This is a genomic window from Streptomyces sp. MUSC 14, from assembly GCF_001866675.1.
Classification (GTDB): domain Bacteria; phylum Actinomycetota; class Actinomycetes; order Streptomycetales; family Streptomycetaceae; genus Streptomyces.
Window position 1 is genome coordinate 1 of record NZ_MLYN01000033.1, and the last position, 25399, is coordinate 25399.

At 69.8% G+C, this 25399-nt stretch carries 22 protein-coding genes and 4 pseudogenes; 16 read left to right on the plus strand and 10 right to left on the minus strand.

The genetic code is table 11. The annotated features are described in order from the left end of the window. Positions 1–494: 494 nt before the first annotated feature. Positions 495–2696 (minus strand): putative Ig domain-containing protein, encoded by a 2202-nt coding sequence (locus tag BIV25_RS20995; RefSeq protein WP_071373912.1) that lies wholly within the window; start codon positions 2694–2696, stop codon positions 495–497. 974 nt (positions 2697–3670) lie between these two features. Here BIV25_RS20995 and BIV25_RS21000 point away from each other — a divergent pair. From BIV25_RS21000 to BIV25_RS51170, 4 genes and pseudogenes are all read left to right on the plus strand, one after another. Continuing rightward, positions 3671–4486: a cytochrome P450 gene (locus BIV25_RS21000; RefSeq protein ID WP_071373913.1), complete on the plus strand. Its 816-nt coding sequence runs from the start codon at positions 3671–3673 to the stop codon at positions 4484–4486. Continuing rightward, positions 4487–4615 (plus strand): hypothetical protein, encoded by a 129-nt coding sequence (locus BIV25_RS52950; protein WP_256255949.1) that lies wholly within the window; start codon positions 4487–4489, stop codon positions 4613–4615. A 2-nt stretch (positions 4616–4617) separates the two neighbouring features. Continuing rightward, positions 4618–4812: pseudogene (locus BIV25_RS54455) on the plus strand (TetR family transcriptional regulator); the annotation flags it as partial. Between the two features lie 667 nt (positions 4813–5479). Beyond that, positions 5480–6064 carry a TetR-like C-terminal domain-containing protein gene (locus tag BIV25_RS51170; RefSeq protein WP_256255950.1) on the plus strand — a complete coding sequence of 195 codons (585 nt, stop codon included), beginning with the start codon at positions 5480–5482 and terminating at the stop codon, positions 6062–6064. A gap of 89 nt (positions 6065–6153) precedes the next feature. Here the strand turns inward: BIV25_RS51170 and BIV25_RS21010 are convergent, their stop codons facing one another. Further along, entirely contained in the window at positions 6154–7857 is a 1704-nt protein-coding gene (locus tag BIV25_RS21010) for an NAD-dependent malic enzyme (RefSeq protein WP_071373982.1), read from the minus strand. Between the two features lie 602 nt (positions 7858–8459). Between BIV25_RS21010 and BIV25_RS21020 the strand changes: the two genes are divergently transcribed. Continuing rightward, positions 8460–9572, plus strand: a complete 1113-nt coding sequence (locus tag BIV25_RS21020) for a hypothetical protein (protein ID WP_071373916.1) — start codon at positions 8460–8462, stop codon at positions 9570–9572. Positions 9573–9908: 336 nt separating this feature from the next. Here the strand turns inward: BIV25_RS21020 and BIV25_RS47260 are convergent, their stop codons facing one another. Then, the gene (locus tag BIV25_RS47260; RefSeq protein WP_079176776.1) at positions 9909–10994 is read right to left on the minus strand and encodes an LUD domain-containing protein; all 1086 of its coding nucleotides are present in this window, start codon (positions 10992–10994) and stop codon (positions 9909–9911) included. Between the two features lie 151 nt (positions 10995–11145). On the opposite strand from BIV25_RS47260, the gene sigJ reads away from it, so the two are divergent. The 5 genes and pseudogenes from sigJ to BIV25_RS21050 all read left to right on the plus strand — a co-directional run bounded on the left by sigJ (position 11146) and on the right by BIV25_RS21050 (position 15612). Then, a complete protein-coding gene (gene sigJ / locus BIV25_RS21035; protein ID WP_079176777.1) occupies positions 11146–12204 on the plus strand; it encodes an RNA polymerase sigma factor SigJ in 1059 nt (352 codons plus the stop codon). Between the two features lie 1055 nt (positions 12205–13259). Continuing rightward, entirely contained in the window at positions 13260–14015 is a 756-nt protein-coding gene (locus BIV25_RS21040; protein ID WP_079176778.1) for an AAA family ATPase, read from the plus strand. 244 nt (positions 14016–14259) lie between these two features. After that, a pseudogene (locus BIV25_RS52955) lies at positions 14260–14495 on the plus strand (hypothetical protein). 117 nt (positions 14496–14612) lie between these two features. Then, the gene (locus tag BIV25_RS21045; protein ID WP_177235354.1) at positions 14613–15080 is read left to right on the plus strand and encodes a hypothetical protein; all 468 of its coding nucleotides are present in this window, start codon (positions 14613–14615) and stop codon (positions 15078–15080) included. A gap of 148 nt (positions 15081–15228) precedes the next feature. Continuing rightward, positions 15229–15612, plus strand: a complete 384-nt coding sequence (locus BIV25_RS21050) for a hypothetical protein (protein WP_071373984.1) — start codon at positions 15229–15231, stop codon at positions 15610–15612. 233 nt (positions 15613–15845) lie between these two features. On the opposite strand, the gene BIV25_RS21055 is transcribed toward BIV25_RS21050, so the two are convergent. After that, on the minus strand, positions 15846–16448 hold the full coding sequence (locus tag BIV25_RS21055; protein WP_071373919.1) for a TetR/AcrR family transcriptional regulator: 603 nt from the start codon (positions 16446–16448) through the stop codon (positions 15846–15848). Between the two features lie 108 nt (positions 16449–16556). Here BIV25_RS21055 and BIV25_RS21060 point away from each other — a divergent pair, with 108 nt between their 5' ends. Next, positions 16557–17492 (plus strand): alpha/beta fold hydrolase, encoded by a 936-nt coding sequence (locus tag BIV25_RS21060; protein ID WP_079176779.1) that lies wholly within the window; start codon positions 16557–16559, stop codon positions 17490–17492. A 21-nt stretch (positions 17493–17513) separates the two neighbouring features. Here BIV25_RS21060 and BIV25_RS54460 read toward each other — a convergent pair. From BIV25_RS54460 to BIV25_RS21075, 4 genes and pseudogenes are all read right to left on the minus strand, one after another. After that, positions 17514–17652, minus strand: a pseudogene (locus tag BIV25_RS54460) (IS5/IS1182 family transposase); the annotation flags it as partial. 141 nt (positions 17653–17793) lie between these two features. Continuing rightward, a complete protein-coding gene (locus BIV25_RS21065) occupies positions 17794–18357 on the minus strand; it encodes a GNAT family N-acetyltransferase (protein ID WP_071373985.1) in 564 nt (187 codons plus the stop codon). Between the two features lie 436 nt (positions 18358–18793). Next, entirely contained in the window at positions 18794–19768 is a 975-nt protein-coding gene (locus BIV25_RS21070; protein WP_071373921.1) for a magnesium transporter CorA family protein, read from the minus strand. 383 nt (positions 19769–20151) lie between these two features. Then, positions 20152–20394 (minus strand): hypothetical protein, encoded by a 243-nt coding sequence (locus tag BIV25_RS21075; RefSeq protein WP_071373922.1) that lies wholly within the window; start codon positions 20392–20394, stop codon positions 20152–20154. A 36-nt stretch (positions 20395–20430) separates the two neighbouring features. Between BIV25_RS21075 and BIV25_RS52960 the strand changes: the two genes are divergently transcribed. Next, positions 20431–21096: a hypothetical protein gene (locus tag BIV25_RS52960; protein WP_256255953.1), complete on the plus strand. Its 666-nt coding sequence runs from the start codon at positions 20431–20433 to the stop codon at positions 21094–21096. Next, positions 21069–21541, plus strand: a pseudogene (locus BIV25_RS47270) (IS5 family transposase); the annotation flags it as partial. The gene BIV25_RS52960 and the pseudogene BIV25_RS47270, both read left to right, overlap by 28 nt. 40 nt (positions 21542–21581) lie before the next feature. Here the strand turns inward: BIV25_RS47270 and BIV25_RS21085 are convergent. Continuing rightward, positions 21582–22511 (minus strand): NADP-dependent oxidoreductase, encoded by a 930-nt coding sequence (locus tag BIV25_RS21085; RefSeq protein ID WP_071373923.1) that lies wholly within the window; start codon positions 22509–22511, stop codon positions 21582–21584. A 98-nt stretch (positions 22512–22609) separates the two neighbouring features. Between BIV25_RS21085 and BIV25_RS21090 the strand changes: the two genes are divergently transcribed. Further along, on the plus strand, positions 22610–22909 hold the full coding sequence (locus tag BIV25_RS21090; protein WP_256255967.1) for a helix-turn-helix domain-containing protein: 300 nt from the start codon (positions 22610–22612) through the stop codon (positions 22907–22909). 367 nt (positions 22910–23276) lie between these two features. Beyond that, the gene (locus BIV25_RS51175; RefSeq protein ID WP_071373924.1) at positions 23277–23825 is read left to right on the plus strand and encodes a hypothetical protein; all 549 of its coding nucleotides are present in this window, start codon (positions 23277–23279) and stop codon (positions 23823–23825) included. On the opposite strand, the gene BIV25_RS54465 is transcribed toward BIV25_RS51175, so the two are convergent. Further along, complete coding sequence (locus BIV25_RS54465) at positions 23718–24308, minus strand: MauE/DoxX family redox-associated membrane protein (RefSeq protein ID WP_079176780.1); 591 nt, start codon at positions 24306–24308, stop codon at positions 23718–23720. The genes BIV25_RS51175 and BIV25_RS54465 overlap by 108 nt on opposite strands. Positions 24309–24892: 584 nt before the next feature. Here BIV25_RS54465 and BIV25_RS21100 point away from each other — a divergent pair. Next, positions 24893–25372 carry a C40 family peptidase gene (locus BIV25_RS21100; RefSeq protein WP_177235357.1) on the plus strand — a complete coding sequence of 160 codons (480 nt, stop codon included), beginning with the start codon at positions 24893–24895 and terminating at the stop codon, positions 25370–25372. Positions 25373–25399 lie beyond the last annotated feature (27 nt).

Below are 25399 nucleotides of genomic sequence, written 5' to 3' on the forward strand. Positions count from 1 at the left end.
CGTGGCGAGGGCGGCCGTGGCGAGGGCGGCGGGGACGAGGGCGGTTGGGACGACTGATCCGAAACCGACCGCGTGATATGGGGCCCCGGCCTGCCGCAATCGGGCCGGGGACCCCATGCCTCACCATTGTCTGACAAGACATGCGCCATGCACGCATCACCGGGCCCGGACTCCAGGTGTCACACCCTGGTGTCCGGGCGGCGTCGTTTCGCTCCGCAGGGGTCCCCACCTGGGGTTTCAGCTTCGAGGGCGCCCGCCGGGCCCGCCTGCCCGCGTCCTCGCCAGTGGCTTGTTTCCCGGCGTTTCCCAACCGCCGAACGGGTGAGATCGGCACTGTACGAGCCGCGTTTGCCCCCTGCACACGCACCGAGACGCACGCCCCGCCCGCCTCGTGTCACGCACCCCCAGGTCAGTGACGGTGGCGGTCGTGACCCAGGAGACTGTGTCGGGGGCGCGGCCGGGAGGCCGGGCTCCCTTCGGGTTTGGTTGAGGGGTCAGCTGACCGTGAGGGTGGTGTCGTCGAGGACGAATGAGGTCTGGAGGGACTGGTCCTCGGTGCCGGTGAAGGTGATGGTGACGTTCTGTCCGGCGAGGGAGGAGACGTCGAGGGTCTTCTGGGTGTAGCCGGTGGTGGCGTTGAGGTTGGAGTAGGTCGCCAGCGTGGTGGTGCCTGCTTTGACGGTGAGTGTGTCGTACGCGGTGGAGGTGGTCGTCTCGGCGGTGTCGATGTGGAGGTAGAAACTGAGAGTGGCTCTGCAGCCGGTCGGGATGGTCACGGGCTGCGAGAGGGTGTCGGTGTGGGAGCTGCCGTAGCCGTCCAGCCATGCGTCCCATGTGCCACTGTGCGGGGGCTCGCCCTGTGAGCCGTACTGGCCGATGACGCCCGAGCTGGCGGACCATGTCGTGTTGCCGGATTCGAAGCCCGGGTTGCCGAATTTCTGGCCTGTGCCGGTGCAGGTGCCGCCGCCGGCGGGGTTGACGGTCCAGGTGAAGGTGGTGGAGCCGGCGACGCCTGTGTCGTCGGTGGCGGTGGCGGTCACGTGATAGGTGCCGGCGGTGGTGGGTGTGCCGGAGATCAGGCCGGTGCCGGAAGCGATGGCGAGTCCGGGGGGCAGGCCGGTCGCGCTGTAGGTGAGCCTGGCGGACGAGGAGGAGTCGGCCGCGGTGATCTGCAGGCTCGCGGTGGTGCCGACGGTGCCGGTCTGGTCGCCCGGGGCGGTGACGGTGACGGTGTTGCCGCCCGGCTGTCCGGTGCCGATGGGCAGGCCGCCGGTCGGCGCGTACATCGCCACGTCGAAGGTGCTGCCGCTGGGGGCGTGGGCGATGGGGAGCACGGTGACGGCGTTGCCCCCGGACAGCACGGAGGTCGATATGTAGTCGCCGAACATCCGGCCTTGCGTGGTGTTCGGCAGCCAGGCCAGGGTCATGGGGCCGGCGAGTTGGGTTGGTGCCGACCACGTGGCGCCGCCGTCGGCGGAGGAGACGTAGCCGGCGTCGAGCTGGCAGGTGGTGTCCGTGCAGGAGGCGTTCGGGTAGTAGTAGTACGCCAGCCCGAGGCGCGCGGTGTTGCCGGAGCTGCTGGGGTCCACACCGATGCCGGGCACGAAATGGTCGGCCGGGCTGTTGGCGGCGTCGATGGGCACGCGGGCCGGTGAGCTCCACGAGGTGCCGTTCGTGGAGGTCGACATGATGATGTCGTTGCTGGTGCAGTTGGTGCGGAAGCGGCAGTCGGACCAGACCACGTAGACCTTGCCGGAGGCGTCGATCTCGGCGGACGGCAGAGGTCCTTCGCGCAGCGTGTCCAGCCGTGACATGTCGGCGGCGTCGTCCTCCAGCCCGGCGACCGGGTGGTGCGAGACGGTGGCGATCTGAACGCTGGAGCCCCAACTCCCCCCGCCGTTCGCGGAGATGAAGGCTCGCTCGCTGTCCTCGCTGCCGGAGGAGAAGGGGACGACGACGGTGCCGTCGGGCTGCACGACCGGCTGCCCGCCGAGCCCGCTCGGGCTGTCGGCCGGGCTCTGCTGTGTGCCCCAGGTCGCGCCGCCGTCGGTCGAGGTCTTCATGTGCTCGGCGTCGCCGGCGTCGGCGTCGTCGTATTCGGTGTAGCAGTGGCCGTAGTACGGGCTGGAGGAGTGGTTGTCGCAGGCCGTCCAGTTCTTGTCGTCGAAGGTGCCGGTGGAGACGGTGACCGGGGCGCTCCAGGTGTGGCCGCCGTCCGTGGAACGGCTCAGGTCCACATCGACGTCGTTTCCGGAGCCGATGCCCAGCCAGGAGATCATCCACACACCGTCCTTGGCGTCATAGGCCACGGAGGCGTCACTGGCGGCGGAGTACGGGCCGCCGGTGTTCGTGGTGGAGCTGGGCAGGAAGCCGTGCGTCCAGGTCTGCCCGCTGTCGGTGGAGGTCGCCCACCCGATGTTGGAGGCCCCGCCGCCGGAGACCCGCCCGACCTGGAAGCCGGCGACGACGGTGCTGCCGTAGCTGTAGGTGTCCGGCTCGACCTCGGTGGCGTGCTGGGCCTGCGAGTCGGAGTACGGGTCGCTGCTGACCTGGGCCAGGGTGGGGGCAGTGGCCTGGGGGACCGCTGAGGCGGTGGGGGAGGTCGACGGGGTGCCGAAGGCGGGGGCGGCGAAGGCCATCGCCGCGGTCAGCGTCCCGATGAGTACGGGGATTCTTCGTCTTGCCTGTCTGGACATGTCTCTCCTGCGGTGTGTGGAATCGCGAGGGCTGTCGGTGGAGGTGGCAGAAGCGGCGGTGACGCGGCATGGCGGAGGCGCGTCAGGTGCTGTCAGGTGTCGCGGGCACAGTGCGGGTGGGCTGCACGACGGGCCGGCGAAAGGCGTGTCGTTCGCGGCCGTTGACGCGAGCGCCGCTGTGATGGCGGATCAGCGCGGAGGCGCACCCCGGGCAGCGGCCACGTGAGGCGGCTGGGCGTGCTGACAGCGCCCTTGGGGCGGGGGGGAATGGCGTCGCTCCCGCCTCGCGGCTGCCGCCGGGGTGCGCCGGCTGTCGCCGTAGGCCGGGTGAAGGCGGTGTTGAGGATCTTCCGCCGGTTGTGGAGCGTGACACTGAACATCCCTTCAGACAGCCGGCGGGGATCCGGCGGTGGGGGTGAAGGACGTTCGCGCAAGGTGCACGCGTGTTCGCACGCCGGAGTCTGGACCCGTACATGACACCCCGCAAGGGGGTGGCACCAAGTTCGTTCTCGCGAACGGGAGCCGCCTGCGGCCGACGACGGCCGATGGTTTCCCTTCTGGTGGTGTAGTCGATCAGGGTGGCGGAATCCCCAGGTCACGGATCGAATCGCCCTCCCTGGAAACGCTGTTGGGGTTCGCCGAGCCGTGACCAGCGGCGATCGCCAGGAAGCCCGCGGTGGCAGGCACCGGACGGCTCCGAAGCGGAGCCGACAGACCGTGATCGGCTCCATCACCACGAGGGACACGGCCCGACGGCACCGGCACCGGCACCGGTTTCGGCAGGAGTCGGTTCTGTGCCGGTTCGCGGAAGGCGGGGCCGCTGAGATGGGCTCGGTCGTTGACCGGCGATCGTGCCGCTCGCGCCGACGCCTGGCTCGGAGGTGGACGACAACAGCGTTTCCGCTCCGTTCGTCGGCTCGGACGTCGCTCGGCTCGGGTGACGTGGGGCCGCGGGGCGGGGCGCGAGCGGTCCGATGGCCCCGCCCGTTCGCCCGGCGGCCTGGCGGCGGATGGCCGGCAAGTGGTTCACCGCCATGCGCATGCAGGCGCTGGTGCCCAGGATCGAGGCGATGACCGACCGGCTCATCGACGGCATGCTGGAGCATGGTCGGCCGGCCGACCTGGTACGGCACCTGGCCTTCCCGCTGCCGGTGTACGTCATCTGCGACATGCTCGGCGTCCCGGAGAGCGACCGGGACGACTTCAAGAACTGGTCCGACACGTTCCTCAACCTCTCCAAGTGCACCGCCGCCGAGATGGCGGCAGCGCACCGCGACTTTGCCGAGTACATGGCCGCCCTGGTCGCCGAGAAGCGGAGGGAACCGCAGGACGACCTGATCAGCCAGCTGATCGCGGCCACCGACGCCGAGGGCCGCCCGATGCCCGAGCCGGCTCTCGCCGCCACGGGGCAGGCGCTGCTGCCGGCCGGGCACGAGACCACCGCCGGCCCCATCACCACCATGGCGGGCGTGCTGCTCGCCGACCGCAGCCGTCGGGAACGTCTGCTGGACGATCGCTCGCTGATCCGCTCAGCTGGGGAGGAGGTGCTCCGCCTCGAGCCCTGCACCGGCTTCGGCATGGTCCGCTACGTCCATGAGGACACCGAGGTGCCGAGCGGAGCCGTGCCGGCCCAGGGCACCACCGTGGTGTGCAGCATGGCCGCGGCCAACCGTGACACCGGCACCTTCGCCGGCGCCGAGGACATGGACCTGGGCCGCACGCCCAACGCCCACCCCGCCTTCGGTGCCGGGCCGCACTCCTGCCTCGGCCAGCCGCTCGCCCGCGCCTAGATGCAGACCGTGCTCGGCGTGCTGCTGCGCCGCCTTCCCGCCCTCGAACTGGCCGTAGATCCCGACGAGTTGCACCGTGCCGAGGGTCTCATCACGATGCCGCTGAGCGAGCTTCCGGTGCGGTGGTGACCATGGGCGGTGGAAGCGTGCGCTCGGCCCGGACCCTCCGCACCGAGCGGGCCGGCGAGACCCGCGAGGCGATCACGGACGCCGCCGAGCGGCTCTTCGCGGTGCACGGTCCGGCGGCGGTGTCGAGCCGTCAGGTCAGCGAGGCGGCAGGGCAGGGCAACAACGCAGCGGTGGGCTACCACTTCGGCGGCAAGGCCGGCCTGATCCGCACGATGATCGACCGGAGCGCAGAGCCCGTCGAGCGCACCCGGGAGCGACTGCTGGCGGAGATCGCGGGCAGCGACGACGTCCGGGACTGGGCCGGCCGCCTGGTGCGGCCGGTCACCGAGTACCTGGCCTCGCCCGGCACGCCCTCCTGGTACGCACGCTTCGCCGCCCGGGTGATGACCGACCCCGTCCTGTGCGCGGTCGTCAGCGAGGCGGTCGCCGACCGGCCGCCACTGCGTCGAGCCCTGCACGAACTCGGTCGCCGCCTACCGGAGTTGCCGAGGCCCGCGCGTCACGAGCGCGGTGACATCGCACGGCTGCTGATCGTGCACACCTGCGCCGAACGGGAGCGCGCCCTGGCCGAGAGTGCGGACACGCTCCGTCCCTCGTGGCAGCACCTGGCAACGTCGCTGACCGACGCGATCACCGGCCTGCTGCCCGCCCCGTCACACCCCGACCCCTGGTTGCGAGCTATGCAGCTATCGCAAGTCGCCTTGCTTTGTAAGCTACGTCCGTCGGTCACATATCGCAACTGCACCTGCGTCACGCTCTGTGTCAAGACGGGTGAGAAGGAGGCGCCACCGCTCAGGCGTCGCGGCGAACGGATGCGGCAGGCCGTCCTGGCCGCCACCGCCGAGCTGCTGGCATCCGGAAGGGTTGCCCGCGACCACCTTGGCCGCCGTCGCGCGCGCGGCCGGCGTCCACGAAACGTCTGTCTGTCGACGCTGGGGTACCCGCGAGAACCTCATCTTCGACGCGCTGGCCAGCCATTCCGACCACGCCCTGCCGACCCCCGACACGGGCGACGTGCACACGGATCTGACCGTGTTGTTCACGGCGCTGGCCCGATACCTCGCGACGCCGGCGGGTGCTGCGCTGCTGCACCTCGGTACGGTGCGCGGAGAGAACGACCTGGAAGAAGGCCGGGCGCTCCTACTGGAGCGCCCGGCTGGAGCGTGCGGAGATCCTGGTCCGGCAGGGTGTCAGCGGGGGGAACTGCCCGCTGACACCGACGCGCACCTGCTCGTGGAGGCCATCACGAGCCCCCTGCTGGCGCGGGTCCTGCTGACCGGTGAGCCACTGGAAGAGACCTTGGTCCCCCGTCTGGTCGACTTGGTCCTGGACGGTGCGCGAGTTCGCCCTCCAGGCCGCCGTCAGGCCGTGCCTCTGCCCGCGGGTGAAGCGGGTGACCGTCGCGCCTCCCATCCAACGCGGCCACCGACATCGCGTCAGCGTCGGTAGACCGTGGCGCGCGACACCTGCCCGCGCGCAGCCTTCTCCACGAGGCGCTTGCTTCTCGGCATGTCGACCGTGCTGCCCGTGCCGGCCCGTCAGACCGCGACGACCGGCCGGTAGACCGGCTCCCACATCGCCTGGTGCACGCGCTCCTCGATGGTGTCGTACACGGTCTGTCCGGCCACTCCGTCCGCGGCCGCGGCGCGGGCCACGGCGACCGCCACCGCGGCTGACGTCCGGCGCAGTTCTGTCGTGAGCGGCAGCAGCGAAGCCCCGGGAGTGGTGGGGTCGACCTGGTGGGCGACGGCGTGGGCCGCGGCGGAGAGCATGGCGTCGGTGACCCGGGTGGCGCGGGCGACGACGGCACCCAGGCCCAGGCCGGGGAAGACCAGCGCGTTGTTGGCCTGGCCGATCTCGTAGGTGATCCCGCCGACGGTGACCGGGCCGAACGGGCTGCCGGTGGCGACGAGAGCGCGGCCGTCCGTCCAGTCCAGCAGTTCGGAGGGCACGGCCTCGGCCAGCCGGGTCGGGTTGGACATCGGCAGGATGATCGGGCGTTCGGTGTGCGCGGCCATTTCCCGCACGACGGTCTCGGTGAACGCGCCGCCCTGGCCGGAGGTCCCGATCAGGACGGTGGGCCTGACCCGGCGGACGACTTCCTCCAGGGAGATGCCTCCGACCTGGTCGTCGCGCTGCCATTCGGCGACCTCCTCGGCGGGCCGGGCGTAGGGGAGCTGGAAGTCCCGCAGCTCCTTCTGGCCGTGGCTGATCAGCCCGTAGCGGTCCACGGCCCAGATCCGTCCGGTGGCTGATTCGCGGGTCAGGCCTGCGGCGGTCATGGCGTCCCGCAGCTGGTCGGCGATGCCCATCCCCGCCGTACCGGCGCCGAAGACGACGACGCGATGCTCGGGCAACGGCACTGCGCTGGCCCGTACGCCGGACAGCACGGCGGCTAGGTTGACCGCGCCCGTGCCCTGGATGTCGTCGTTGAAGACGAAGTGCTCGCCGCGGTAGCGGTCGAGGATGCGGCGCGCGTTGGCCGGCCCGAAGTCCTCGAAGTGCAGCAGGGCCCCGGCGAACAGGCGCTCTGTTGTGGTGACGTACCTTTCGATGAAGGCGTCGTATGTCTCCGTGTCCACGCGGGGGTGACGATTGCCCAGGTACAGCGGGTCGTCGAGGAGTTGCTCGCGGTTGGTGCCGACGTCGAGGACGACGGCCAGGGTGCGCGCCGGGTCGATGCCCGCCGCGGCCGTGTACACGGCGAGTTTGCCCACTGAGATGTCGATGCCGCCGACACCCCAGTCGCCGATGCCCAGGATGGCTTCGCCGTCGGTGGCCACGACGAGGTCGACGTCCTCGGCCGTCAGCCCCGAGGCGCGGAGCGCGCGTTCCATGTCCTCGGGCGCGTCGACCGACAGGTAGATGCCGCGGGGGCGCCGGTACTCGTTGCTGTACCGCTCGATGGCGGTGCCGACCGTCGGTGTGTAGACGATGGGGAGCATCTCGGCGAGGTGGTCGCTCAAGAGCCGGTAGAACAGGACCTCGTTCCGGTCGTGCAGGGCGGTCAGGTTGACGTGCTTGGCCAGGTCGGTCGGCTGGGCGACGTACTGGGCGTAGGCGCGCTCGGCCTGCTGGTCGAGGGTCAGGACGCGGGGCGGGATCAGGCCGTTCAGACTCAGGTCCCGGCGCTCTTGTCCGGTGAAGGCCGTGCCCCGGTTCAGCCGGGGATCGGCCAGTACGGCGCGGCCTCGCGTGGAGGTCTCGAACCGGTTCTCCCGTGCGTTCCACCGAGTGTTCATCATCGCCTCCGTGAGGTGTGCGGGATGGCGGACGACCGGACGCAGCCCTGTCTTGTCCTCCAGGGTTGTGGTGGCTCGTTTCACGCGTCGTGCTACGCCGCCTTGATACGCACCATTCCATGCCTCAGTGGCTCGAATTCCGTGGAGGTGCAGGTGCTGCGGTGTTTCGTCGCCGTGGCCGGCGGTGAGTACGAACTGGCCTCCAACCTGGTCCGCGACGACGTCGAGACCCCCGGCGGTATCAAGCCCGACCTGCGGGTTTCCAAGGTCCGGCCCCGTGTCGTCCCGGTGCCGTACGGCCGATACGGCCCTCTCGTCTGCGCCACCTGCTGCCGGCATCGCCGCACCGGCGAGCCGGCGGGCTGTGCGCCCGCTGCGGCCGTACCAAGCCGGTCAGCACCTCGTCGGCCGATCGGGCCGGTCTGCTTGACCTGCCACACCGCAGTGCTCCGCTCACCGGCCGAGTGCCCGTGCTGCGGCTGATCCAGCGGCTGATCGCGCGGTATGACGACGACGCCGGGGCATGCGGACCATGTGTCGGCACTGCCGCCGACGACACGCACCAAGCTGATCACCCACCCCTCAAGCGCGAATATAGGCCCATGGAATACATCTCCGGCGCGACCGGGGCCCTGATCCTCATCCTGGTCCTGAGCAGCATCCTGCGCACACTCGTGGTACCCCGGGGCCTCTACTCCGCGCTGGTCTTTCGCCTGTGGTGGAGCCTGCGCAGACTCCTGCGGCTCACAGCCCTCCGAGGCGGCTACGACGCGATGGACCGCGGCCAGACCTGGCTCGCCCCGCTGATGCTCATCGGCATGCTCACCAGCTGGCTCGCCGGCGCGCTGCTCGGCTTCGGCCTCCTGCTGTACTCGCTGTCCCCGCTGTCCTGGACCACCGCGTTCCGGGAAGCGGGGTCCAGCCTGTTCACGCTCGGCTTCGCCGGCGGAGCCCGGTTGAAACTGTCGGTGCTCGACTTCATCGCGGCGGCCACCGGTCCGGTCCTGATCGCCCTCCAGATCGCCTACCTGCCCACCCTCTACGCCGCCTACAACCGCCGCGAACTGGAGGTCACCCTGCTCCAGGCGAGGGCCGGCGAGCCGGCGTGGGGGCCTGAGATCCTCGCCCGGCAGTGGCTCGTGGACACCGAGACCGCGCTGCCGGCGCTGTACCGGGCCTGGGAGCGCCTCGCCGCGGACATGGGCGAGAGCCACTCGACGTATCCCGTCCTGTTGACCTTCCGCTCCCCGCGTCCGCACCGCAGTTGGCTGGTCGGGTTGATCGCGGTGATGGACGCGGCGGCGATGCAGCTGGCCCTGGACCCGCGGATCGCCCCGCCGGAGGCCCGCTTGGTGCTGCGAGCCGGCTTCACCGCCCTGCGCGACATCGCCCGCGCCCTGCGTATCCCCTTCGAGGCGGACCCGTCGCCGGACGCGACGATCCGGCTCACCTTCGCCGAGTTCGACGCGGCCGTGGACATGCTGGAGTCTGCTGGGTTCCACGCCGAGCGGTCGTCCAAGGAGGCCTGGCCGCACTTCCAAGGCTGGCGGGTCAACTACGAGGCGATCGCCTACGAGCTGTGCCGCCGCTGCGACGCCGTACCCGCACTGTGGACCGGTCCCCGCGACTTTCCCGGCGGCCCGATTCCGCCCGCGCGCCCGGCGGACCGGCGGCCTGGCGCAGGGCCGGCGGAACTGCCCCCCGTCACCGGGTAGTTCCCGGCTCGTGGTGGGACGACCCCCGCGAAAGAGCAGGCTCCGACAGGCAAATGCGGGGCGGGAGACGGCCAAGGGCATCGACCCCTGGCAAGGACCGGCGGGCGCTGCCGCCTCGGGTCCTGTGCTGACATCTCCAGTACCCGTGCGGGTACGCCGTCCCGTCCTCGGTGTGCCCGGAACCGGCGGTGTCGCCGTGACCAACGGCGTGCTCCTCGTGGAGACGCCGGGGGAGAAGCGTCCGCCGGCCGACATCCTGAATCGATCAGCCGGACGCGACAGTAGTCACACCAGGCAGGGCCCCGTGGCGATCCGACGTACTCGTCACGCGCGACGTCAGAATCCGATGGCCTCACGCAGCAGCAGGACGGTGCCGCGCCCGGGCTGGGGCTCGGCGTTGAGGACGAGCAGACGGTTGACGGCACTCGGTCGCCCGTAGACCGCGCGGGACCGCGCGGACTCCAACGGAAGGGCGTACTCCTCGATCCGGCGCAGGGCGCTGCTCAGGTCGGGCACCACCTTCTGCGCCCCGACGACCCAGATCGCCTTTGCGGCGCCGCCGGCGGAGGCGGGCAGCTGGCTGCCGCTGCCCGAGGCGATGACGAGCGAACCGGTCTCGGTGACGGCCGCGACGCTGGCGACGAAGACGTCGGGGGTGGCCACCAACCGGCGGATCTGGTCGAACTCGGTGGTACGGTCCATCTCCAGTACGCGCGGCCGAACGGCCTGGTATCGGGCGCCCGTCTCGATGTCCTGCGCGATGCCGGAGAGCCGAAGCGTCTCGCTGGCCCCGGTGAACACACTCGCGCCCTCGGGGATCAGATCCTTGACGCGGGCGCGGGCCGCCGCGGCGTCGTCGAGCAGTTCGGCGGCAAAGCCGTTCGCCTGCAGCGTCCCGACCGCCCGGTCCAAGTGCTCGGCAGACGCCGGTTCGCTGAAGTCGTCGGCTGCCCCGGTCGTACCCGAGCCGTGCGCCTGAGTGCCGGGGCCGGGCGCCGAGCCCTCCAGCGGGGTGGTGTCGACGTACCGGACCTCGTAGACCCGCTCGGCGAACTTCCATCCCTGCGGAGTGCGCCGGTAGGTGTCGTGGTAGATGGCGAAGTTCAGCCCCGAGCGGCCGTCGAGGAGACGCGCGATCTCCTGCATGTAGGTGCGACCGGTGGCGGTGTCGCCGTCGATCCGGATCATGCCCGGGTGGCTGTTCTGCACGAAGAAGTCCCACTGGCTCTGCAGGCGTTCGCCGCCGGTCCTGATCTCCTCCCGTCCGATGAGCTCGACCGGGACGTTGGGCATGCGCAGAACGCCGATCGGGGTGAAGAGCGCGGCGAGACGGGCCCGGTCGCGCATCATCGCCGCGTCGGTGAACTCGCCGCGCAACGCCTCGATCTCGACGCGGTCGGCGATCTCCTGGAAGTCGTTCATGCTCAGCGTCCCGTCCTGTGGATGGTGTGTTCCTCTTCACCAGTCCGACAACGCAGCCCCGCCGAATGTGAGGCGAGCGGGCGACCTCACGATCCGCCGCTCTGATTTGTCGTAACGGAGAGGGAACGCGAACGAGGGAGCCGGAGAGCGTATGACCACCCCGTCGGAACAGGCACAGCGGCATGCGGACGAGCAGCGGGACCCGGGCCTGCGCGTGATCATGAGCGAGCGGCGACAACTGCTCAATCTCGCCTACCGGCTGCTCGGGTCCCTGGCCGACGCGGAGGACGTCGTCCAGGAGACCTACACCCGCTGGTACGCGATGTCCCGGGCGCAGCAGGAGGCCGTCGAGTCCCCGGGCGCGTGGCTGACCAAGGCGGCCAGCCGCATCTGTCTGAACCTGCTCGGTTCGGCGCGCGCCCGGCGGGAGACCTACGTCGGAGAATGGATCCCGGAACCCCTGCCCGCCCCGACAGAGTGGATCTCCGGGGCGGGCAGTGGCGCCGGAGCGGACCCGGCCGACCGGATCACCCTCGACGAGTCGGTGACCATGGCCTTCCTCGTCGTGTTCGAGTCGATGACCCCGGCCCAGCGCGTCGCGTTCGTGCTGCACGACATCTTCCGCTACCCGTTCGCCGAGGTGGCCGACATCGTCGGCCGCAGCCCGGCGGCGTGCCGTCAGCTCGCGTCTTCGGCCCGCCGTCGTATCGTCGCCGCGCGGGCCGAGTCGAGCCCGAACGCGGTCCGGCAGGCGAGCGTCGTCCGGCGGTTCCAGGCGGCCTGGGAGGCGCAGGACATCGAGGCTCTGCTCAGCCTGCTCGACCCTGGCGCCACTGCGATCGCCGACGGTGGGGGCCGCGCCGTCGCCCACCTGCTGCCGATCGAGGGCGCGGAGCAGATCGCGCACCTCTACCGCACGATCGCCCGGTTCGCTCCGCCCCGTGCGATCCTCGAACGCACGGTCAACGGGCTGCCGGGTCTGGTGGTCGAGAACCAGGACCGGATCGAGACGGTGTTCGCGTTCGCGGTCGCCGACGACGAGCGGATCACGCACATCTGGGCGGTGCGCAACCCGGACAAGCTCCGCCCATGGCAGCGGTGGCAACCGCACTCACGGGCCGGCGCCCGCATCGAGAACCCGCCAGGTGGCGCCAGACCGGCGTACTACACGGAGGACTCCTCGGGCGGCGCCTTCACCAGTACCGCCTGACGAGCCGCGCACTGCGCCCGCGTACCTGGCGAGACCGGCCGTCCTTGGCCAACGACCGGTGTGGATCCATGTCCGGGCGAGCTTCGCGACCCAGGCGGCGGCTGCCTCAGGAGAAGGCGGGGCGCGCCGCCGACGACGGGTTCGCTGATGCCCGCGGTGGCGAGGGCGGGCACGTGCTCCGGGGTTCCGTCGCTCAGCGCGACGGCGACGGTGACCTGGTCCGGGGCGCGGCCGTGACGGGCGCACTCGTCGGCGGGAACCGCGGTGCGCGCGGGTCCTCGGCCGCAGGGATGTCGCAGCCGTACCAGCTGTCAGCGTGCACGACTGCGCGGCGAAGGGCGGGGTTGCTGTTACCGCCGACCAGACCGGATGCCGACCGCCACGTGGCGGCTTCGTGTCGTCGACTCGCACCCACCGCGCCTTACACATCATCGGCATGCCCGCCCCTCCCGATGCCACCGACGCCGTCGTCCTGGTCGTCGCTGCCGCCAGGAAAGAGCGGACCGGCACAGGCCCCAGGGAGGCAGCTCCTGGAGCGGGACTGGCAGGGCCGGCCGGCGGGGAGAGCCGGGACGAGTTGTCCGGGTACACGGACCGGCCCACTCGGTTGGCGGCCCGCTTGTCCGCGCAGGGTCACGACGTCCTGACCCGGGCCCACGCCGGCTCCGCGTCTGCGCCGCGGCACTTGAGCGCGGTCACCGGGGAGATGCTGATCGAGCTGTACCGGGTGGAGTTGGAGGCGCTGGGGCTGTACGTGCGTCTCCTTGTATGTGCACCTAGGGGAGGGGGCGCGGGTTCCGCTGGCCGAGGGCCTGCGCCAGCCGCTGCACAAGGCGCGCCGGCTCGGGCATGAAGGGGGTGCCGGCGCCGCTCGCGACCACCCCTGAGAGTTGGCGCGGCGCACTCGCCCCTCGGCTGCGGATCCATTGCCCCATGGCACGTCACTACCGGGGTTCAGGCCTACGTACCCCCATGAATGTCAGTGCCTGGATCTATGGTCAGGGCATGACTCCTACAGATGGTGCTGCACCGGACCGGCCGAGGAGGGGCGGCCGATGACTCGCCATGGCCAGGGCTTTGTCCGGCATGTCGAGCTCGATGCAGGTGTGGGCACCGATCGCTATCCCTTCAGCCTCCCGGTCGTCACCCACCTCGCCCGCATGGGAAGACTCGATCTCGATCCCGGAGTGACGTTTCTGGTCGGCGACAACGGTTCGGGCAAGTCCACTTTGATCGAAGCACTGGCCACGGCCGCAGGGTTCAACGCTGAGGGCGGTTCACGGTCGTTCCGGTTCGCCAGCCGGGCCTCCGAGTCCGACCTGGGTGATCACTTGACGCTGTGCTGGAACCGCAGGCCGCGCACGGGATTCTTCCTGCGCGCGGAGAGCTACTACAACGTGGCCACGGAGATCGAGCGCCTGGACGAAGGCTCCGGGGAACTACTGCGCGCCTACGGCGGTCGGTCCCCGCACGAACGCTCCCACGGCCAGTCGTTCCTGGACCTGGTGTACCACCGTTTCGGCCCGAACGGTCTCTACCTGCTGGACGAACCGGAGGCGGCTCTGTCGGTGCAGGGATGCCTGGCGATGATGGTCCGGATCCGGGAACTTCTCCGACAAGGGTGCCAGTTCGTGGTGGCCACGCATTCGCCGATCCTGCTGGCCATGCCCGGCGCGCGGATCCTGCAGATCGAAACCGGCGGCACCATCGAGCAGGTGGCATACGAACAGGCCGAGCCTGTCGCCCTGACCCGCGCGTTCGTCAACCGTCCTGACCGCTTCCTGGACCGCATATTTGCCGAGGACACATAGGTCACCCGGTACGACGGCGCTCTGCCCGCACATTCACTGCGAGGTGCACACGAGCCTGGATGCCTGGCGCCCGGCCCGGAGGACGGACCGACGTGCTGTTCGCCGGTGACAAGCCCAGGGGTGCAAACTATGCAAGCCGGATCGCGGTCGGGCGCCTGAACCGTCGGTTCAGTCTCAACGGCGATCACTTCCGGGCCTGCCTTCGAGCGGGGATCGGGGGAGGGTGACGGTCTACGCTCGCGCCATGACGATCACCTATGAGTGGCGGGGCGGCTTCGACAACGTTGCGGTCAATGCGCTGCATGCAGAAGGCTTCAACCATCCTCGTCGGCTTCGTCCACACTCATCGCCGAGGCCGCCCGGCATGCCCGCGACGTCGGATGCGCATGGCTTCACGTCGACTTCGAGGACGACCTACGGTCGTTCTGTATCGACGCCTGCGGGTTCAAAGCGACAACGGCAGGTCTCGTCGCGCTCTGAGCGGCCTTGCTGCACGACGCCCCGGTCATGGGCGGCGGTGAAGCCCCTGGTAGGTGGAGTACCTCGCCGGCCTGCTGGCCGTCCACCGGCGGTGCATAGGCACCCCAAGACGCCTGCGTGAGCTCTGGCCTTTCCGGCAGGCGATTCTGGTACTGCGCCGGTTCCGCGCGCGACTGCGTGCACTGCCTGGCCCGCGACGCCGGCATCTCCCAGGCCACTGGCTGCCGCTACCTGAACGAGGGCATCGACCTGCACGACGTCCTGGCCCGCTGTCGGCGCGAGGCCATGAAACACGCCATCCTCGACGGCAGTCTGATCGAGCGGCAACGACCTGTGGATCGGCCAGAAGCACAAGGCGTTCGGCGGCAGCATCCATTTCCTGTCCGCTCCGGACGGCACCCCGCCGCCCGCATCCACGCCCTGTCTACCCTCCACAAGGCGGCGGCCGAGGGCCTGCAGGCCCTCGGCGAGAGCACCGCCGCCGAGCTCAAGCGGCGATGGCGCACTCTGCAGTACGTCACGCTCAGCCCCAGCCGGATCGGCGACGTCGCCCGCACGGCCCTTGCCCTCAACGGCATCCGGTAGTGATCACCGTGCAGGATCGCCAGATGACATGACCCTCGACCGGGGCGGTTCAGGCGCCGTGACGACATCCGCCGCCGGGCGGTCATTTCGGTTGCCGCCGCCCTTCCCTGCGACCGATCCTGTGTGTTCGGTCGGTGAGGAGGACATCGTGGGGCTCGTTCTGTTCCCCGGAGACGACGACACCAGCAGCCCGGATGTTTCCTGGTCCTGCACCGGCTTCGGGGCGTTCCGGCGGTGGCTGGCGCAGGCCGAGGGGTTCACTCTCGACGAGATGTACGGCTTCGGTGGACAGCGTCCCTGGAGCGACGTCTGCACCACCCTGGCGGCACTCCTCAAGCATGCCGACGACGCAGGTCCCGACCTCGCACCGGCCGAGTGCGCCGCGATCCTGCCCCGCCTGCAGGAGCTCGCCGATCAGCAGCAAGGGAGTAGCACCGACCCCCTCCTCCAACGGCACGTCGACGACGTCGGCCGGTTGGTGGTCGTTCTGCGGCTCTGTGTCGAGAAGGACGTCGAGCTCCTGTTCGGCTGATCGTCGTCTGGCGCTCCTCGTCCACTATGACCAGGAGTAACGGGACGGCTCTCAACTCAGGGTGTCCGACAGGTCGTGTGACCGACAAGCCCCGCAACTCGCGTGACGCAGAGGCCACTTCGCGGCATCCTCCGCCTATGTCTCGTGGGCGTGGCGGAGGCTCAGGGCGACACGACCGGCGGGACGAGGACTTCACGCGGATGTCCCGGCGTCGAGGTGCTGGCGTCCCTGCGTCAGGTCCGGAAGATGCGGTCCAGGTGGTAGCGGAGGACGGCCGCGGCGGATTCGGCGTCGCGCTGGCCCACGAGGACGCTGGTGCCGAGCCCTGCGGACATGGCCAGCAAGCCGACCGCTTCGGTGCGGGTGTCCGTACCGGCTTGGAGGAGGCCGGCGTCGTCCGCCTGCTGCAGCAACCCGATGAGGGTGATTTCGGCGGCGTCGGGATCCTTGATGAACGGCTGGGCCGCGAGGGCCTCGTCGGTGACCGACAGTACGGCGTACGAAGTGTAGAGGTGATGGAACAGGCGGCTCTCCTCGTCGACCGGCAGGGCTGCCGTCAGCACTGCCTCGATCACCGCTCGTGGCCCTGGGTTGTCACCGGCGGCGCGGACCCGGTTGGTCACCCGTTCCCCGAATCTGCCGGCCAGATGCTGCAGTCCGAAGAGGAGCAGTTTCTCCTTGGACTCGAAGTAGTACTGCACCACCCGCAGCGAGACGCCTGCCTCGGCCGCCACGTCGCGCATCCCTACCGCATGCAGCCCGAGCCGTCCGGCGGCACGGACAAGGGCCTGCGCGATCTCGCTGCGCCGCTCTGCGTGATCCACGCGCTTGGGCATGGTTTCGGCTCTCCGCTCTTCGGATCATGTCGCGAATTTTTGATGATACAGCTGTACCACTTTTGTGGTACGTTCGTATCACAAAGACCGACTGCCCAGGAGGTGGCCGTGCCCGAGTCCACAACAGCCCGTTCCCAGCCCGATGTCGGCCGCTTTGTCAGCGACGCCTGGCGCGATCGCTACTTCGCGGTCTGCGACGCGGTCTACGCGCTGGGCGCGCCGGCGTCCTGGCAGCAGGACGTGGAGACCTCTTTCGGGACAACGCACGTCTACCGCTACGACCCCGAGGACCCGGCCGCCCGCGAGCGCGTCCCCCTCGTCCTCGTCCACGGAGCCGGCTCCTGCTCCGCCATGTGGTATCCGAACACTCCGGCCCTCAGCGCCGAACGGCCCGTCTACGCCATCGACACCCCCGGCGACCCGGGCCGCAGCGTGCAGCGCGCGCCCATCCACGAGCCCGAGCGCGCCGCGCAGTGGCTGGACGAGACACTCGCCGCCCTCGGGCTCGACCATGCGCACCTGCTCGGCTCGTCGTACGGCGGCTGGCTCGTCCTGAACCAGGCGTACCGCGCACCGGACCGCCTCGCCTCGGTCACGCTGCTCGACCCCGGTGGCCTGGAGAAGGTGGGACCGCGTTTCTTCGTGTGGATCTTCGCCAGCCTGTTCGCCACCTTCGCCCCCAAGGCGCTGAGGCCACGTCTCGCGTCCTGGCTGGAACAACCCGTCCTCGTCGTGCCCGAACTTCGCACCATGATCCGCACCGGCGTACGCGCCTACCGCATCCGCCGGCCGGTGCCGGAGCCGCTCACCGAGGCCGAACTGTGCTCCATCCGCAAGCCGTTGTACCTGGTGCTCGGCAGGCGCAGCCTCTTGGTCCACCCCGACCGGCAGGTGGAACGCGTGCCCCGGCTGATACCCGGCGCGAGAGCCGAGATCATCTCCCGGACCGGCCACGGCCCGCAGATCGACCACGCGGAGCTGACCAACCGGAAGATGCTCGACTTCATGAACGCCGCCGACCTCGGCCTGCCGACAACGCGGTGAGGACTGTCCGGCTCGTCATGAATTGATTGTCCGCTCGACTTCGTCTCTGCGGGCGCAGCGCGAAAGCCGGTGGGTCGGCCTCCTTGCTGCCACTGCTCTGGCGGTGGGTCCGCTGGTCGTGGCGCTCGGGAAGGGTGTGTTTGATCTCCCGACGCCGCAGCCCGCCCTCACCGGCCAGGTGGAGATCGTACTCAGCCCGCCGCGTGCAGTCCGTGCGACCCCGCGTGCGGCCTGGTACGACGCCCGCCGTCCAACTGCGGGTTCCGGTGGGCGTGATGCGGAGCGGCTGTTCGCGCTGTGGCTACTGCTGCGCCCACTGCTCGCTGGTGATCTCGTACCGTACGCCTCCGAACTCGGAGCCCTCGATCATCTCCATGTCGGGGGGAGTGGGGATGGTGTCCGCGCGCGTCATGTCGAGCTTCTCCATCACGTTGCGCGAACCGTGGTTCACGGACATCGTCTCAGCCCAGACCATGTGCACCCCGAGCTCCGTGAACGCCTTGCCCACCAGGGCCCGTGAGCCCTCGGTGGCGTACCCCTTGCCCCAAGCGGCCTGCCGCAGCCGGTAGCCGAGTTCGACCTCGTCCAGCGGGCCGTCCGGCTCGGGACGCAGGATGAACCAGCCGATGAACGCGCCGCCGTCCTTCTCGTGCGCCGCGAACAGCCCGAGGTCGCCGCCCCACTTCTCGTAGCCGGCGAGGATGTTCGGCAGATGGCGCTCGCGGACGGCCTCCGGCGCGGTCGGGTTTCCGCCGGTCAGGTAGCGCATGACCGCCGGGTCGCTGTCCAGCTCGATGAGCAGGTCCGCGTCATCGGCGGTGAAGCGGCGCAGAGCCAGGCGCTCGGTCTCCAGATAGGTGTCCACGAGCGGATCATGTCTGAGGCACGTCGGGCCGGCCAACGGTTTTCCTTGGACACCGCCGGCCTGACGGCCGGTGCTGAGCTGTGCGGTCGCGGTGCCCGCCCGGTCCGCGGGTACCGCGTCGGGCAACTGCGCGGTCAGCGCCGTCACCGTCAGATCGTCGACGTCTGGTCGGCGACACTCCGCGGCCAGGACGCCACGCAGCCCCCCTCGGCACACCGCACACATGGACAGGCGGGCCGACCGCCTTGCCCAACATGTTGGCGGCTACCGCTCCGGCCGGCAACGCCGAACGCCTCACGGCACGGACTCCGTCAGGTCTGTCTTCGTCGCGGCGAGGTCCGGCTGGGCAGAGGCAGGTGACAGGCCTGGGTGTCATCCCGTCTCCATCCGGCTTGGGCGAGACCTCCCCGGCGTATTCCGTCGTCGCCTCATGGGGTCATATCCAGTCCTTACGCTTGAAGACCCAGTAGAGCAGCGCGGATGCGACGACCATGACGCCGGTGGAGGTGAGGAAGCCGACATGGGTGTTGACACCCGGATAGGGAACATTCTGTCCGTAGAAACCGGTGACGGCCGTGGGCACGGCCACGATCGATGCCCAGCTGGTGACCTTCTTCATGATCAGGTTCATGCGATTGCCCTGAACGGTGAGATTGGTCTCCATGATGGACGTGATCATGTCCCGCAGCGACTCGGTCCACTCGGTGGCCCGAAGGACGTGGTCGTACACGTCCTGGTAATAGGGGAGCAAGGGCTCGGCGACGACGTGCAGGTCGCGCCGGAGCAGGCTGTTGACGACCTCCCGCATCGGCAACACCACGCGGCGAAGCCTGGTCAGGTTCTTGCGCAGCGCATAGGAGTCCCGCTGGACGGAGTCCATCTGCTCGCGCCCCTCGTCGAAGAGTAGATCCTCCACTGCTTCGATACGGTCGTCGAGGTCCTGCACTGCGGCGAAGTGTCCGTCGACTATGTGATCGAGCAGTCCGTGCAGCAGGAATCCCACTCCGTACTTGGCGAGATCGCTGTTGTTGTCCCAGCGTTCGACGACCTTCTCCATGTCGAACCGATGATCAGGGCGAATGGTAATCAATGCCGTAGGCGTTATGAATACGGACAATTCGCTTGCGGTGAGTTGTCCGGTGGTCTTGTCCGTGCTGATGGCGTAGGCGCTGAGGAAGGCGTGGGTACGGTAACGGTCCAGCTTGGGCCGCTGGTGTTCTTGACGCGCGTCCTCCACCGCAAGCTCATGCAGACCGAACTCCTCGCTGATCATCGCGAAGTCGGCGGAGCACGGATCACAGAGGTCGAGCCAGACTGCCACGTCCGGATCGTTCACGTATTCCGAGATGTCAGCGGTCGGAAAGTCCTCCAGGATCAGGGAGCCGTTGCGGTAGAGCCGTGTGCGCGTCATGCCAGCGCACCATAAGGGGCCTCGGTAAGAAGCCCGGCTCCACTACGGTGAGCCAGAGGGGCTGCCTGTGGAAGTCCCCGGCCTGGCAACGCGTGGTGTGCACGGCTGTGCGTGGTGGTCGCGGATGGGAGCGGATCGCGGCGGATGGTCGGCGGCCCACGCGGATTCCACGCACCGTCGTGCAGCTCATGCTCGACGAAGGCCGGCCAGGAGCCACCGTCGCGACCCATAAGCCGGTGAACCGCATCTGGTCCTCGGCTCGGTCGCCCAGCAGAAGCCGCGGCTGTGCCTGGTCCACCACGCCGCAGCGGCCGGCAGCCGGGCCGCCCAGGCGGAGCACACGCCGTGCAGGGGGGGCGCTGAACAACGCTGTGCCGCGGGGGTCACCGGTGATGGCCGGCACTCCACGCGGAAGCGAGGTCGTCCAGCAGTACGTCCTCCAGATCGCTGTCCCACCGCGCGTCCAGGGGGAGCGGGGTGCTCTCGGACCACTCGCACGGCACGAGGCGTTCGGGCCGGCCGGCCAGGGCGCATCGGCCGTTCGGCGGGCGCGCATCCCGACCGTACCCGTGCGGCACCTCCTCCGAGCGCTCGCGGTGCCGGTCGACGACCGCCTCCAGCCGCACGCCTCCCGCGACGTGCCGACTTCTACCATGGTTCGCATGCCGTCACCCGTACATGCCCTCGTTCAGCGCCCCTTGACCACCGAAGCCGTCGCGGAACTCCTCGCGCTGCCGGACGAGTCCACCGTGCCCGACGACGTCGACGCCGTCGAGGAGGAACTGCGGCGGCGCGGGTGGGAATGGGAACACGTGGTCTGCGACTCCTTCCGCACCCGGCACGGGCACGTGCTGTGCAGCGAGTACGCCAGCCCGTTCGGAGAGCAGGACGCACGGTCCTTCCTCGTCTTCGGCGAGATCTACCCCGTCGATCCCCACGACGAGGACATGCGGAACGAGGAGTGGCTCAACGGCTGTGTCGAGGGCTGGCAGGGACTGCCCGGCTGGACGTGCCGGAGGCCGTCCACCGACCAGAACTGCGAGGCCGTGCTCGCGCAGGCCGCACGCGCGGTGACCGAGCATCTGGGCACGGCCCCGGAGCGGACGTTCGCTTCCGCGGCGGTGGCCGCCGGTCCGGCGCTGACCCATCGCATCTGGCGCACCGCCACCCAGGCCCTGATCCTCGGCCCGGCGGTGGACAACGGCCCGTACGGCTATCTCACCCACCTGCGTCTGTCCTGCAGCCCGCTCGGCAGCGGCCCCGACCTGCCGCCCGCCGGTGACGAGGACGCCCTCGTCTCATGGATCACGGCGCACGCCGACTGGTGAGAGAGGAGTGGGCCCGTCCGAGGCCTCATGTGCCGAAGCACGTTGGACGCAGCGGGTGTTGGAAGAACCACCGTCAGGTGATCAACGGGACCCTGTTCCGTCAACGCACCGGCGACCCGCTGCGGGACCTGCCGGCTCGGTTCAGGACGTGGGAGACGGTCATGACAGGCACCGCCGGTGGTCGGCAGACCGCACGTGGGACAGGATTCCGCAGGCCCGCCAGGCCGAGGCCGACGGGGAAGTCGCATCGACTGGTCCGAGATGAGTGTGGACTCCACCGTGTCCCGCGCTCACCAGCATGGTGCCGGTGCCCGCCCGTCATCGCCCTGATGAAGCCGTCGGCAGTTCACGCGGCGGGCTGAGCACAAACATCCACCTGGCCGGTGAGGGCGGGCTGCGGCCTCCGGCACTGCTGATCACGCCTGGGCAGTGGGCCGGCGCCCCGCACAGGACCCCCTTCGCTCACGCGAGGCCCCACGTCGGGGTCAGAGGGTGAGGACGAGCTTGCCCTGGAGGTGACCGTCGTCGAGCAGCCGGTGCGCGTCGGCGACGCGTTCGAACGGGAACGTCTCCTGCACGTGGACCCGGAGCCTGCCCTGTTCGACGAGTTCGGCGAGACCTCGCAGGGCGACCGGATCGGGGTCGACCGCGATGCCGCTGAAGCGCATGCCGGCCGCCTCGTACCTGGCGATGAGTTCCGCATCCTCCTCGGCGACCGCCGTCACCAGGTGACCGCCCGCGCGGAGCACGTCCAGCGACCGCTCGACGGTGTCGCCGCCGACCGTGTCGAGCACGACGTCGATGTCGCGGACGGCCTCGGCGAAGTCGACCGCCGTGTAGTCGATCACCTCGTCGGCGCCGAACCCCTCGACGAACGTCCGCTTGCTCCCGCTCGCGGTCGCGATCACGTACGCGCCGAGCGCTTTCGCGATCTGGATCGCGACGTGGCCGACCCCGCCACCGCCGCCGTGGACCAGGACGCGGTCGCCCTCCCGCACGCCGCCGAGGTCGACGAGGCCCTGCCACGCCGTCAGCCCGACGACCGGCAGCGCCGATGCCTCGACATGCGAGAGCGACGCCGGCTTGCGTGCCAGGTGCAACGCCGGCGCCGACACGACCTCGGCGTACGCGCTCGCCGCCCGTGGGAACAGCGGCATCCCGAACACCTCGTCGCCGGGCCTGAACCGCCATGTCTGCGGCGCCTGTTCGACCACGCCGCTGATGTCCCAGCCGAGGACGAACGGCGGCGGGCCGACGAGCGGGAACTCGCCGGCGCGCAGGCGCGCCTCCAGCGGGTTCAGCCCGATCGCCCTGACGCGGACGAGGACTTCGGTCGGGAGGGGCTGGGGCTCGGGCGCGTCCACGACGGTGAGTACTTCGGGACCGCCGAGCGTCCGCTGGGTGATGACTCGCATGACTCTCCTGGCTCGGGAGGGGAAGAGAACCCAGGCTAGGTTTCCGACAGGAACCGGCAGGTACCTTCGGCGCAGGTACCTTTGGCACCGAGAGCGGTCTGCGGTCCCAGTCCCGGTGTCTCTTTCTCACCGGCTGTCCGGCGCGTCCGGTGGTCGAGCTGATCGGCGGTATCTCCCGCAAGATGCTCACCCAGCCGCTCCTACGGCCTGAGGCGCACGGACGCGTCCGCCGCCACGTCTGCGACGAGGTGCCGCCCCGCGTCGAGTACGAACGCACCCCGCTCGGGGCGCCGCTGATCGATCCGATTCACATGCTGGCCGAGTGGGCGAGAGCGAACGGCGACGCGGTGCTCGACGCGCTCGACACCGGTCCCGAGCCGGTCGCCCACAGCGACTGAGGCCTCCCGCCCGAGGACCCCGGTCTTCGGTGACCGCTGGCAGACGGTCCGCCGCAGGTTTGCGCAATGGAGCCGGGATCGGGTCTGGGCCCGGCTCTACCGGGTTGTCCTGGACGAGTTCGGCGCGCAGCGAGCTCCATGGGGACAAGGGCTACGACCACGACCACGCGAGGCCATGACCGCGTGCACGTGACATCACCCGCGAATCGCCCGCCGCAGAGTCGGGAGTTCGGCTCGCCGCGGCTGTCTCCGCCAAGGGGGCGCGACGAACGGAAGCCCGAGCACCCCATGGGCTTCACGGCGACCGCGGTGATGGTCATCTGCCTGCGGCAGCTGGGTGTCAGCGCCGGCCGGTAGCGTCTGTCCGGTGACCGATGACGTTGTTGTCCGGAACCGGCTCGCTGCGTTGCTTCCCGAAGCCGAGGCCCAGGAGATGAGGGACTGCTGGGACATCGGCGAGCAGGAGGCGGGGCTTGGCCTGCTTGTCGCCGGGCTCCTCGCGCACCAACTGCCGATCAGTGAGACAGCCAGGGCGCAGATATCCGTGCTCGCGGAGACCTGGGGCGAGAGGGAGTTGCGCACGCCCCAGATCCTTCGATGCCGTGGGGACGACGCGCGGACCCAGCTAGAACTGATCGAGCGCGCCGACGACATCGTCATCGAGTCGTCGGGCGGGGCTGACGTTGCCCCGGCCAATGTTCTGGTGCCGTGGATCACCTGTACGCGATGCGGCCATGCCCTCATGCGGACCCACACCCGAGAACCCTGGGGAGGTCTCTCCTACCTGGCGGAAAACTACGTGATCACGTCACCGGAGAGCGGTGCGGTCCTGCGATCGTTCCCCGCTGACTCCGCCGGCGCGGCCTTCGCAGCCCTCTTGACCGAGTGCGCAGAACCCACGAACGATCGCTGGTGATGAACTGCTCCGCCTGTGCTGATCGCCGGTCGCGAGGCCACGGCCAAGACGATCACCGGGTGCGTCGGTGTGCGGCAACCCAGGCGGCACCGGCCTGAGGAAGTCCAGAGAGCTCAGTACAAGCCTGCTCACCGGCAACGGTACGAACAGCGTCCCGGGCCGGTTCTTGCTCCTCCTGCGAGCCGTCGGCCCGAGCAGGGCCTCTGCCCGATGGCTCGGCCGCCGGCTGTGTTGCGCGAGTGCGATTCCCAGAAGTCCGCTGGACGGTGCCAGGACAGCGCCCGGAGCGGTGGCTGCGACGAGCACCGCCACGGCCGCGAGAGGCAGGTTGTTGTACGACGGCGGACCGCTGATGGGGCGTGAGGTGCCGGCTGGACAACCGCAACCGATGCGCCGTCCGCGATGCCGGTTCACTGCCATTGCCGTTGCGAAGGCGACCATGCAGGCAGCAAGGAACAGTGCTGGGTGAGCGAGGCCGAACACCGGGCCGGAGGGGTCCAGTGCCGGCTCACCGCGTCATGCGAATGGACCAGCGCGTATCGCAGGTGTGCATGGCCCAAGCCACGCTGGCAGGGGAACCACGCGACACGGGTGGAGAACGAGGAGCAGTCCAGATGTCGAAGGAGCAATAGTCGGCCAGGCTCAGGGCGAGTGATGCGACCGGCCGCCTCGGGCAGTTGATCGGGGACACGGCCCTGGTCCGTCTCACGGACGCGGACGGCTACGGCATCGAGGGTTGGTGCACAAGGCGCAGGCCTCAGCTCGACTTCGCCACGATCCGCCTGTAGCCGGACTGACAGGCGGGCCCGGCCCATCTCATCACGGTACCGGCGGTTCGGCAGCTTCCGGCCTGAAGGGCGTTGGACGGCCAAGGCACAGACCACTGGGAACAGGAAGGGTGAACGTTGGACAACTCCGGATTCTCGTCCCCGCTGCTCGCACGGCGGAGGGTTTTGATGCGGTCGCTCGTTCTTACGGCGGGCTTGGGCGTGGGAACCGGGCTCGGAGGGGCTCGGGCAGCTGAGGGGGCCGAGCGGGCTCAGGCTGTCGGGTTGCGAGTGGTTGAGGTGGCCGAGGAGCAGATCGGTATTCCCTATGCCTGGGGAGGCGGTGACCGTATGGGCCCGGGCCCCGGTTTCTGCGACGACGGCAACGGTTACCTGAACGGGGTCTGCACGGCCGACTCCACCGTTGGCCTCGACTGCAGCGGCCTGACCCTGTATGCCTGGTACACCGCCAGCGGCGGCACCGTGGACCTGCCCCATTACACGGCTGCCCAGTACCGGACCAACCGGCCTGTGGATCGTGGCGAACTACGCCCGGGAGACCTGCTGTTCTTCTCCCGCCCGGATGCCCCCCTGCATCACACCGGGATCTACGCAGGCGGCCAGGCGATGATCCACGCGGAACGCACCGGTACCCGAGTCGCACGTCTTGACGGTGTCTTCCAGGATCCCCGGTGGGGGCCCGAGTACGCGGGGGCGGTCCGCCCTGCCCCGCAGCCTTCCTCGCCGGGACCTCGGAAGGCTCCCGCATCCCGTCGGTGACGCTCGCCGCAGCAGTCGCGCACCACC